Source organism: Streptomyces sp. WAC05292 (genome assembly GCF_003949955.1).
GTDB classification, from domain to species: Bacteria; Actinomycetota; Actinomycetes; order Streptomycetales; family Streptomycetaceae; genus Streptomyces; species Streptomyces globosus.
On sequence record NZ_RPSE01000900.1, the window covers coordinates 1 to 458 of the forward strand.

Here is a 458-nt window from a genome sequence, read left to right on the forward strand (position 1 = left end):
CTAGTGACCTGAGTCGGAGATTCATCGTTAGTTGGGCATGAGTCGTCCGGGTCCGAAGATTGCGCCGTTGTCGGTCAGTGATGCCCAGCGAGCGGTGCTGGAGGGCTGGTTACGCCGCCGTACGACGGCTCAGGCCTTGGCTCAGCGGTCGCGGATCGTGCTGGAGTGCGCCGAAGGCCACTCGATCATGGAGGTGTCCCGCCGGCTGCGAATCGCTCCGGACACGGTCCGCACCTGGCGGCGGCGCTTCATCGAGCGGGGCCTGGACGGGTTGTGCGACGACCCGCGGCCCGGCGTCCCACGGAAGATCACCGACGCTGACGTCGAGCGCGTCATCGTCAAGACGCTTGAGGAGACACCGAAGAACGCGACCCACTGGTCGACCAGGTCGATGGCCGCGGCGACCGGGATGTCGCAGTCGAGCATCTCGCGGATCTGGCGGGCGTTCGCGCTCGCGC

Annotated in this window: 1 protein-coding gene; it reads left to right on the forward strand. The window is 67.5% G+C overall.

The window, feature by feature from the left end; translation table 11 throughout:
• Positions 1-67: 67 nt before the first annotated feature.
• The coding region (locus EF903_RS33645; protein WP_260616259.1) for a helix-turn-helix domain-containing protein at positions 68-458 on the forward strand (391 nt) is incomplete at its 3' end.